The organism is Campylobacter concisus, assembly GCF_002913545.1.
GTDB classification, from domain to species: Bacteria; Campylobacterota; Campylobacteria; order Campylobacterales; family Campylobacteraceae; genus Campylobacter_A; species Campylobacter_A concisus_AV.
In genome coordinates, this window is the sequence record NZ_PPBR01000085.1 from 21,644 (window position 1) to 31,524 (window position 9,881).

A 9,881-nucleotide genomic window follows, 5' to 3' on the forward strand; every position below is an offset into this window, starting at 1 on the left:
ACCTTCTTTGATCTATAAGAAATAAAAGCAAAGAAGCAGTGCCAAAGATAGAGATTTGGCGTTAAAATTTAATGTTTAAAGCTTATTTTTACACTAAATTTCAAATCCAAAACGATCAAATTTATCTTTAGCAAACCCCAGATTAAATTTAGCACTTGCTAAATTTAACCAACTAAATTTTTATCAATCTCTACAATTCTTAAAAAAGCTTTTCTCGCACTTTTTTTAGCCTGCTCGCTTAGACCCTCTTCAAAATCAAGGACATTTTCAAGCAAGACGCTAATGCCAAGAAAAAGCGTCTTTGGGCAAATTTTTCGCAAATAGCTTAAAAGCACTGGCGTTGGGAGATTGTGGGTTGAGTAGATGTAGTCTTTATCATCACTTAGATCAAAAAACTCTATCTTATCCTCATCAAAACCGCTCATCGCATCGACTACTATCAAGATATCAGGTGCAAATTCTCTAATAGCTGAAAATTCATTCTCAGGCACATCTTGCCCAAAAAATACCTTCCACTCTTTTAGCTCCTGCTCTACGATGCGACCGACTTCATTGCCCACATCATCATCGCCACGCATAGGATTACCGATGCAAAGGATGGCCTTTTTCATCAAAAGTCCTTCCTAAGCACGATATATCCCTCTTTTAAATTTGCCAAAATTTCTTTAAGCTTACACTCACAAAGCTGTGGCAAGAGTCTAGCGATATGCTCAGCAAAAATTTCAACTTCAAAATACTTGCTTAAATTTCCGATCTTAAATTTCACATATTCGCCTGAGTTTTTGATCATCTCATCAAATTCCTCATCGCTTAGCTCCAAGATCTTCTCGCTAAAATCAATCGTGCCAACGCCGTGTCCCACGCAAGTAGAGAAAACTTTTATCTCCTTTAGCTCGCGTGGAAGCTTCTCGTTGTCGTCCATATGCCTTTTTGTAAGCTTATAAACTTGAATCATCTTTTACTCCAAACCTCGCTATCAACATCGATCGCAAAATTTTTACCAGCTTTTGCGTATTTTAGATAGATGTCATTATGCAAAAGTGCCATACACTCAGCATATCTAGGATCATCTTCTTTTTTGATAGCTGCTACAACCGCTTCACGTGCAAGCTCTGGGTTGTGGATATCTCTTGAGGCTTTGATAGCATCCATATATTTTTCAAATAGTGTTCTACCAAAGATATAGCTCATCAGCCTTTTACTTTCAGCTTGCAAGTCACGTTCAAACAAGATATCGCCCATTACTGACTTCTCAACTGGTGGAGGCGTAGTGCTGTCATTTTCATAGCTTTTTTTGTGCAATTTTTGATCTATGATGCCAAGAGCCATACCAAGACCATAAATAACGCTTGCTGGGTGTGGAGGGCAGCCTGGGATATAGACATCAACTGGGATTATCTTATCTATACCACCCCAAACGCTGTAAGCGTCGTGGAAAATTCCACCTGTGCTACCACAAGCGCCAAAAGCAACTACGATCTTAGGATCTGGAGCTGCCTCATAAGCACGAAGAAGTGGGTAGTACATCTGTCTTGTGACTGGTCCTGAGCAAAGCAAGATATCAGCGTGTCTTGGGTTTGCTACAAGCTTAAAGCCAAAGCGCTCTGGATCCCACATCGGAGTGATAGCAGCGAAAATTTCGATCTCACAACCATTGCAGCTTCCGCAGTCAATCCTATAAACGCTAAAGCTTCTTTTGATATTTTTTAAATGCTCTAACTTTGCAGTTAGGTCATTTGCTGTTTTTATGTCCTCTGGGACTTGATATAGACTCATTTTATAGCCTCCTCAACGCCTTTTGTTAGCCTCTCAGCAGATTGGTTTTTCTTGCACTCTGGGCAGATAAAAAGGTACTCTTTTGCCTCTTCAAGTCTGCCTGGGAGTAAATTTGCTGTGCCAAGCTTTTCAAGAGTGAAATTTATAAGCCTTTTTGGCGTAAATGGCTTGCCGCAGCATTTGCAAGTTTGCATCTCAAGCTCGCCTCTTTGTATAAGAGCGCTCTTGTCAAATTTAACCGCAAGCTCAAAGCTATCGCTAAGTCTTACAGCTCCAGTTGGGCAAACCTCATCGCAGCGTCCGCAGAATATGCAACGACCACAGTCAAACTGCCAAACAAGTCTTGTTTGCTCATCGTTCATCTTAAGCTCTATTGCGTTACTAGGACAAGCGATACCGCAAGCTGCACAACCTATGCAAAGATCGTATGTATAGTCTGGCTGACCGCGGAAATTCTCAGGCACAATATATGGCTCAAATGGATAGGCGTATGTCGCCTTTCCATATTTTTCTGTGATGTCAAATAACTTCATCATCTTAAATCCTTCTTACTAACCCCGCCATCTTGACAGAATTTTTTAAGGTCTTTTTCTGTTAAAATTTTACTTTTTTTAGTCCTTACATCAACCAAAGTAACACGCTCGGTGCATGAGTAGCAAGGGTCAAGTGAGCAAACGATAAGTGCAGCATCACTTATGTTGTTTCCTCTAAATTGATACCTTAGGCTTGGCCAGTTGTTATATGTCGCAGCCCTACATCTCCAGCGATATACTTTTTGAGCGCTACCTTGCATGATCCAGTGGACGTTCTCGCCACGTGGTGCTTCGTCATGACCAAGTGCGAAATTCTCAGGCTTGATCATAGTCACAGGATCGATCATGATCGGAGTTTGAGGCATCATCTCAAAGCATTGGCGGATGATGTGGATAGAGCTTTTTAGCTCTTTATATCTAACCATCTCACGAGCAAAAACATCGCAACCATGCTCAACTGCTACTTCAAATTCTATCTGTTTGAAGAAGTCGTATGGGTGATCGTAGCGGTTATCACGTTTAAAGCCAGAGCCTCTCATATTTGGACCAACTGGGCTAAAGTCACGTGCTATTTGACGGTCTAAGATACCTACACCTTTCCAGCGTCCGATTTGGCGTTTATCTTCCAAAACTGCATCCCAAATTTCTGAAATTTGAATATCAAGTTTGTTGATGATCTCTAAGCCTTTTTTGATCTCATGGTTTGTCATATCACGTCTTAAGCCACCCATAACGACGTTGCCGTATGTTTTACGTCCGCCAGTTACAAGCTGAGCTAGCTCCATAGAGTACTCACGAACCCTAAAGATGTGCATAAAAGCGTTGTAGTTACCAGTGACCTCACAAGCTAGACCGATATTTAAAAGGTGGCTGTGAAGACGCTCGATCTCAAGACAGATAACGCGTATAGCTTGAGCTCTTAGTGGGATTTCAAGCTTGATAGCTTTTTCTGCAGCTTCGATACACGCAATAGCGTGAGCATAACCACAAATTCCGCAAACGCGCTCTGCAAGATAGCCCATTTGATCATAATTCATTCTGTTTTCAGCTAGCTTCTCCATACCGCGGTGTTGGTAGAATAAGCGGTAGTCAGCGTCGATGATCTCGTCGCCATCACAGAAAAGTCTAAAGTGACCTGGCTCATCAGATGTAACGTGTAGTGGTCCAAGTGGTACATCAACTACTGCATCACCTGTTGGGAACAAAAACTCCGCATCAGGCTCATCTCTGTGATCTACTGGATCAGGGCGGTAGCGGTAGTCCATAGCATCTTTTCTAAGTGGGTGAAGTCCGTCTGGCCAGTCATCACTTAAAACTAGACGTCTTTTATCAGGCAGACCCTCAGCTACTAGACCAAACATATCATAAGCTTCTCTTTCATACCAAACACAAGCTGGCACAAGCGGAGTAACTGATGGAAATGTCGGATCGCTTCCTGGGATAAGAGTTTTAACTGTGATAAAGCACTTATCCTCAGCCGCAAAATCATCCGCCTCAGTCATCTTGCTACCTTCCATTGAGATAGCATAGTAAAGCGCATAGCAGCCATTTATCTGACGCTCGTCGTTTGGTATCATAGTGCTTATAAAGCCACCGATATCATAATAAAGTGTTTTAACAGCTAGTGGAAGATCGTTTCTATCAACCAAAACTGTGATCTGATCGTCTGCTTGACGAGTTACTTCTAAAATTTTTACCTTTGTTTTTAGGATTTCAACAAATTTATCGCCTCTCATTTTAAAGCTCCCATCATTATATTAACACCGTTATTTACTAGCGTATAAAAACTATCTACTTTCCATACACCAAAGATTATGATAAGGACACAAAGTGCTATAAGAGGTAAATTTTCAAACAAACTCATCTCTTTATTATGAACAACCACACCTTTTGGCTCGCCAAAGCTTGCCATGTTAAAGTGCGCAAAGTCAGCTATGAAAATAACTGCAAGTGCAATAGCAAATAGCGCAACTGCGATGTATTGACCACTTGTGATAGCTCCAACAAAGACGTTATATTCGCTAACAAATATAGCAAATGCTGGAACACCAACTAGTGAGCATACAGCTGCACCAAACATAATAGTTGTAATAGGTGCGATCTTAACCATGCCGCCCATCTTACTCATATCTTTGTGACCGTAAATTCTTGCTATGTTACCTGTTGAGCAGAAAGCCAAAGCTTTTGTGAAGCTGTGAGCTAAGCAGTGGAATATCGCTGCAAATAGACCAAATTTACCGCCAACACCAAGTGCAAATGCGATAACACCCATGTGAACGATTGAGTGGTATGCAAACATTCTTTTTACATTGTGTTGTCTTATTAGGAAAAATCCTGCTACAAAAAGTGTGATAGTTCCTGATACGATCATCACGCCTTCAACAAAGCTAAATCCAACTGCTTGAGCTGTGATAGCGTAGTATCTTAAAAGTGCAAGCATCGCACATTTTAAAAGTACACCTGATAGCAATGCTGAGATAGGTGCTGGACCTTCAGCGTGAACGTCTGGCAACCAAGTGTGAGTTGGAGCAAGACCAGCTTTTGTACCAAAACCAATTAGCGCAAACACAAAGATAAGTTTTGCTGCATCTGGGTTTAAATTTTTAGCGTTAGCCATTATGCTTGAAAACTGCATAGAAGCCTCGCCGTCTCCTAATGTGCTATATGTAGCTGAGTATAGAAGAACGGTTGCATAAAGAGCAAATGCTAGACCGATTGAGCAAAGAACAATGTATTTGTAACCACTCTCTGTTGATTTTTGATCTTTGTGTATAGCAACCAAAAACACAGAAGCTAGTGTTGTAGCCTCGATAGCTGCCCACATAAACGCAACGTTGTTGCAGATAACGCTTAAAGTCATTGTAAAGATAAATACATGGCTTAGTGCGTAGTATTTTTTAAGATCGCTTAAGTGGATGTGTCCATCTTCAAGTTCCCATCTCATGTAATGGATAGAGTAGAAATTTACTATAAATCCAGTTACAGCGATAAGCACCAAGAAAACACAGCCCAAGCTATCTAAGAATAAAAATTTATCAAAACTATAAAAAGTTCCGCCACTTAAAACTTTAAGAACATTGTTAAGTAAAGCCACTGATGTCGCAGCAGAAAACAAGACATGAAGTCCGCTAAGTACTGCATAGTTTTTAGGACTTAAAAACAAGATCAAAGCACCAAGGAGCGGTAAGATAAGTATTAAAGCTAAACTATCCATCTCTAACCCCTTAAATTTGAAGCTTTAGAAGTATCTAAGCTATCATAAGCTTTATAAAATCTAATCGCTAGAACGCTCATGATAATAACAGCAAATATCGCATCTGTTAAAATTCCAAGCTCAACTAGCTCATGTGAGTTGTAAGCCATTAGAGCAAGGCTTAGGTGGATACCGTTTTCAAACAAGCAGTAAGCTAGAATTTGTTTTACAAATGAGTTTCTTAGCATGAAGCCAAAAATTCCCATCATAAATACTGTTCCAGCAGCGATCAACATAATCTCTTCTTTGATAAGAGAGAATTTTAAAAATATAGGGTGGATACTCATTGAAAGAGCTAGAGAAAATCCCATAGCAATAACAGGACTTACAAAAAATCCACCAACTGGCTCATCTTCGCTAACTACGCCAAGTTTTTTGATAAGCCAGAACAAAATTCCTGGCACAAAAAGAACTTTGGTAAAAAACGCAACGATCGCCCAAGTTTTTAGCTGCTCAGCGTTAAATTTCTCAGATAGCAAGAAAAATATACTAACTAAAAGTAGTGTCTCTATCGCATAAGCGATGATTGAGAGTTTCAAGCTTCTAAGACCAAAAACCGCAAGCGAAGTTACGATCATGCAAATGGCTAATATATCTAGTGTTTGCATCTCACGCTCCTACTACATAAAGTGTTAGTGCAACAAACGAAATAGCAAGTGCACCAAGAGCATTTTTGCGTAAAGATGAAGTCATTTTAAAGCGTGGTCCAAAGTTGTCTATAAATACAGCTGCGACGTAAAATACTCCAGTTTTTATCACAAAAACGATAATAGCTAAGAAAGGATTGCTAAAATTCCATGGCTCAAATATGCTTAGGAAAAGTCCGATCATAGCAAACTGTTTTAATATAAGTGATGCTTGAACTAAGCCAAGGTCGCTACCAGCGTACTCACCAAGAACACCCTCTTGAAGCTCTTGTTCTGCTTCAGCTAAGTCAAATGGCTTTCTACCAGTCTCAACATACATACACCACAAAAATGCGATAGAAGCAACAGCAAAACTTGGAATTTGATATCCGATAACGCCAGTTTTTACCATCTCTTGGATCTCAACTAAATTTGATGTTTTAGCTGCAAGCATAACTACGATTAAACACATAATCATAACTGGCTCAACATAAACACCAAGCATTTGCTCCCTGCCGCCACCTGTCGCTGCAAATGGGTTGCCGCTATCCATTGAAGCTGCACCAAATACAAATCTAAGTAGCGCACCAAGATAGAGGATAACAAATATATCTGAGTAAGCTCCAAATACAGTGTCTTTGCTATAAGTGATAGGTATAGCAGCTAGCACTGCAGCTGAAGTTGCAAAAAGGAAAAATGGAGCCCATCTAAATACCCAGTGAGAGCACTCAGGGACGGTTCTTCCTCTTCTAAAAAGCTTTATAATGTCGCGATATGTTTGAAAGAAATCGCTACCTTGTTTTGATTGAAGTTTAGCTCTAAGTTTTCTTGCCATACCATCAAACAAAGGAGCTACCAAAACGATAACGACTACTTGAAATATCATTAAAAGTATAGTTTGCATTTTCGTCTCCTAAACTAAAAAGTAGCCCACAGCAAGTATGACACAAAGATATAGCAAGATATAAAGTGCATATACATTTGTATAACCACTTTGAACGATACCTAGCTTATCAGCAAATTTCACACACCATTTAATGACTGGCTCATAAAACATTCCCCACCAAATATCTTTTGGATGGTTGTGATACTCAACCGCGTCAAAATAATTTCTAGTAACTACTTTTTTATCAGCTCTAAATAGCCATTGCATAATTTTTCTAAGGTCGCCAGTGAATGGACCACCTGTCATTTGCATACGTGAGCTATATTTAAAGCCACAAGCCCAAGGATCAGTTTCGCGTGGTTTATCTCTGTTTGCTTTCATAACAGCAAGGATGATAAATGGCAAAATCATAGTCGCACATAGGACTAAAGCGATAAGTGGAGTTGAGATCATGCTGCCCATAGGTGAAGTTACATTTATAGCACCAAGGCTAGCTTTATAGTCGCTTATAGCGATAGAATTTACAGCTTGCATGATGTAATCAACTATGTAGTTTGCGCCAAGACCAAAGCCAACGCAGCCTATCATTAGGATGATCATACCAAGAACCATACCTATCGGACTCTCTTTAGCATTTTCCCAAATTTTTTGATCTCTTGGAGTACCTGCAAAGATAACAGCGTAAAGTTTAAGGTGCATACCAACCAAAACGCCTGTTAGCGCAAGAGCTACGACGCCAAGTGTAAATGCATATCTAACTAATGTTCCTTCTCCCATCGCACCTTGAAGCATACCTTGATATGTAAACCACTCTGAAACAAAGCCATTTACTGGAGGTAAAGCTGCGATACCCATGATACCTATAAACATACCAAGGCTTGTCCATGGCATTTTTTTAGCAAGACCACCAAGGATGTCCATATTTTGTGTATGAGTAGCGTGGATAACTGAACCAGCGCAAAGGAAAAGCAGACCTTTAAATATAGCGTGATTGACTACGTGGTAGCAACCTGCTAAAAAACCTACTGCTGCAAGTGTTAAATTTCCAGCTGCAACGCCGTAGATACCTGTTCCAAGACCTAGCAAGATGATGCCTATGTTCTCAACTGAGTGGTAAGCAAGCAAAGCTTTGAAGTCGTGTTGGCAAAGAGCGTATAAAACACCAAATAGTGAGCTAGCTGCACCAAGAGCGAGTATTGTAAGACCAAAGTATGTGCTAAGTGGTAGGTAAAGTGTAAATTTAACTAGTGTAAATAGAGCAACTTTAATCATAACGCCTGACATAAGGGCTGAAACGTTTGATGGTGCTGCTGGGTGAGCTTGTGGAAGCCAAACGTGGAATGGCCACATACCAGCTTTACTACCAAAGCCGACCAAGAATAGTATAAATACAGCAGCAGAAGCGCCAAATGGCATCTTAACACCCATAAATGCACTAAATTCAAAGCTTCCTGCATAGTAAGCTGTGATAAGCAATCCACAGGTTATACAAAATGCACCAATTTGTGCGATGCCAAGATATACCATAACCGCTTTAAGTGTATTTTTACCGTCATTGACGATGATAAGAAATGATGATACAAGAGTCATAAGCTCCCATAAAACAACAAAGCAAAATACATTATCAGCGCTGATTACTAGAAGCATTGAAAGGATGAATGTGTTAAACAAACATGCAAACACACCAACATTTGCTTTTTTTATGTACTCTTCTGCATAGCTCATACCATAAACACTACTTGCAAATCCGATGAAAACAACAACAAAGCTGAAGAAATTTCCAAGTGGATTTAGCGCAAATTTTGGCGAATACAAAAAGCCATCCATAAGAGCAAAGCTATCACTTACTCCCATATTTGCAACGAAGTGACACATCGCATAAAAGCAGCTTATAGCACTTAGTCCAAAACCAACTTTAACAGCGGCTTTTGGAGCGCAGTAGAGCAAGATACTAACGACGGCACTTACAAGAAATAGCATATAAACCGTAGTCATCTTATGCTCCTTGTCCGTTTAAAATTTTAGTAGCAAATTTATTCGCTGCTTCGTAGTCTATCCTCTTGCCAAGCTTATGTTTGCCCTCTTCTGGATCTACCATTATAAGAGCGCTTGTTGGGCATACATCAACGCAAGCTGGTCCATTTTCACGGCCAAAGCACATATCACATTTTACTGCGATGTTTTTTGCGCCTGATTGTGACTCTACTTCAAGATAGTATTTTGGCTCTACAGCGTAATTTACTGAAGGCATAAGCTCTGCACTTGAGCTTATCGCACCATAAGGGCAAGCGATCGTGCACATCTTGCAACCTATACAAATTTCCTCGTGAAGCTCGATGCAATTATCGTTAAATCGCAACGCTCCAGTTGGGCATACATTTGCGCAAGGGCCATCGTCGCATTGTCTGCACTGAGTCGGCATAACACCGCTAGCTTCTCTTAAGACGCTTAGCCTTGCACGTGATAGTTTGCCGCGTTCATAAGCACTTTTAAAACATGCAGCCATACAGGTCGCACATCCTATGCAGCGTTTAGAATCGGCAATCACAAATTTATGTTTTTTCATAAATTCCTCCTAAAAAACAAGGCAAGACCGCCCTGCTCACTAATAGAGTGATTGTTAATCACATGAATAGAGATAGTTAAATTTTTATTTAACATCTCAAACGCTCCTTCCTGAAATTTTTGAAACAATTCTATAACTTCTGGCGATTAAATTCCGTCAGCTATCTGACAAATTTTGTATTTTTGAAATTAAATTTTTATTTTATATTAGTTTAAGATATGCTATTAAATAGCGTTATTAT

At 39.9% G+C, this 9,881-nt stretch carries 10 protein-coding genes; all 10 read right to left on the minus strand.

The features are described 5' to 3' along the window. Nucleotides 1-164 precede the first annotated feature (164 nt). From CYP05_RS04885 to CYP05_RS04930, 10 genes are read right to left on the minus strand one after another with little or no spacing between them, the layout of a single operon-like run. Nucleotides 165-611 carry a hydrogenase 3 maturation endopeptidase HyCI gene (locus tag CYP05_RS04885; RefSeq protein ID WP_103642163.1) on the minus strand — a complete coding sequence of 149 codons (447 nt, stop codon included), beginning with the start codon at nt 609-611 and terminating at the stop codon, nt 165-167. Continuing rightward, on the minus strand, nt 611-955 hold the full coding sequence (locus tag CYP05_RS04890) for a formate hydrogenlyase maturation HycH family protein (RefSeq protein WP_021084790.1): 345 nt from the start codon (nt 953-955) through the stop codon (nt 611-613). Before CYP05_RS04890 ends, CYP05_RS04885 begins: the two co-directional genes overlap by 1 nt. Next, nucleotides 952-1,776: an NADH-quinone oxidoreductase subunit B family protein gene (locus tag CYP05_RS04895; protein ID WP_009294855.1), complete on the minus strand. Its 825-nt coding sequence runs from the start codon at nt 1,774-1,776 to the stop codon at nt 952-954. The genes CYP05_RS04890 and CYP05_RS04895 overlap by 4 nt, the downstream gene beginning before the upstream one ends. Next, entirely contained in the window at nt 1,773-2,312 is a 540-nt protein-coding gene (locus CYP05_RS04900; RefSeq protein WP_002939210.1) for a formate hydrogenlyase complex iron-sulfur subunit, read from the minus strand. The genes CYP05_RS04895 and CYP05_RS04900 overlap by 4 nt, the downstream gene beginning before the upstream one ends. Then, nucleotides 2,309-4,045, minus strand: a complete 1,737-nt coding sequence (locus CYP05_RS04905) for an NADH-quinone oxidoreductase subunit C (protein WP_009294856.1) — start codon at nt 4,043-4,045, stop codon at nt 2,309-2,311. Before CYP05_RS04905 ends, CYP05_RS04900 begins: the two co-directional genes overlap by 4 nt. Beyond that, entirely contained in the window at nt 4,042-5,523 is a 1,482-nt protein-coding gene (locus tag CYP05_RS04910) for a hydrogenase 4 subunit F (protein WP_103642164.1), read from the minus strand. Before CYP05_RS04910 ends, CYP05_RS04905 begins: the two co-directional genes overlap by 4 nt. Before the next feature lie 2 nt (nt 5,524-5,525). Beyond that, complete coding sequence (gene hyfE, locus CYP05_RS04915) at nt 5,526-6,170, minus strand: hydrogenase 4 membrane subunit (protein WP_002939315.1); 645 nt, start codon at nt 6,168-6,170, stop codon at nt 5,526-5,528. A gap of 1 nt (nt 6,171) precedes the next feature. Then, nucleotides 6,172-7,092 carry a respiratory chain complex I subunit 1 family protein gene (locus tag CYP05_RS04920; RefSeq protein ID WP_103642165.1) on the minus strand — a complete coding sequence of 307 codons (921 nt, stop codon included), beginning with the start codon at nt 7,090-7,092 and terminating at the stop codon, nt 6,172-6,174. Nucleotides 7,093-7,101: 9 nt separating this feature from the next. After that, on the minus strand, nt 7,102-9,069 hold the full coding sequence (locus CYP05_RS04925; RefSeq protein ID WP_009294858.1) for a proton-conducting transporter membrane subunit: 1,968 nt from the start codon (nt 9,067-9,069) through the stop codon (nt 7,102-7,104). A gap of 1 nt (nt 9,070) precedes the next feature. Then, nucleotides 9,071-9,640, minus strand: a complete 570-nt coding sequence (locus CYP05_RS04930) for a 4Fe-4S dicluster domain-containing protein (RefSeq protein WP_002939266.1) — start codon at nt 9,638-9,640, stop codon at nt 9,071-9,073. Between the last annotated feature and the right edge of the window lie 241 nt (nt 9,641-9,881).

Bases quoted from the DNA above. Each gene is read 5' to 3' on its own strand.
- CYP05_RS04885 (WP_103642163.1), bottom strand. From the start codon at position 611: ATGAAAAAGGCCATCCTTTGCATCGGTAATCCTATGCGTGGCGATGAT.
- CYP05_RS04890 (WP_021084790.1), bottom strand. From the start codon at position 955: ATGATTCAAGTTTATAAGCTTACAAAAAGGCATATGGACGACAACGAG.
- CYP05_RS04895 (WP_009294855.1), bottom strand. From the start codon at position 1,776: ATGAGTCTATATCAAGTCCCAGAGGACATAAAAACAGCAAATGACCTA.
- CYP05_RS04900 (WP_002939210.1), bottom strand. From the start codon at position 2,312: ATGATGAAGTTATTTGACATCACAGAAAAATATGGAAAGGCGACATAC.
- CYP05_RS04905 (WP_009294856.1), bottom strand. From the start codon at position 4,045: ATGAGAGGCGATAAATTTGTTGAAATCCTAAAAACAAAGGTAAAAATT.
- CYP05_RS04910 (WP_103642164.1), bottom strand. From the start codon at position 5,523: ATGGATAGTTTAGCTTTAATACTTATCTTACCGCTCCTTGGTGCTTTG.
- hyfE (WP_002939315.1), bottom strand. From the start codon at position 6,170: ATGCAAACACTAGATATATTAGCCATTTGCATGATCGTAACTTCGCTT.
- CYP05_RS04920 (WP_103642165.1), bottom strand. From the start codon at position 7,092: ATGCAAACTATACTTTTAATGATATTTCAAGTAGTCGTTATCGTTTTG.
- CYP05_RS04925 (WP_009294858.1), bottom strand. From the start codon at position 9,069: ATGACTACGGTTTATATGCTATTTCTTGTAAGTGCCGTCGTTAGTATC.
- CYP05_RS04930 (WP_002939266.1), bottom strand. From the start codon at position 9,640: ATGAAAAAACATAAATTTGTGATTGCCGATTCTAAACGCTGCATAGGA.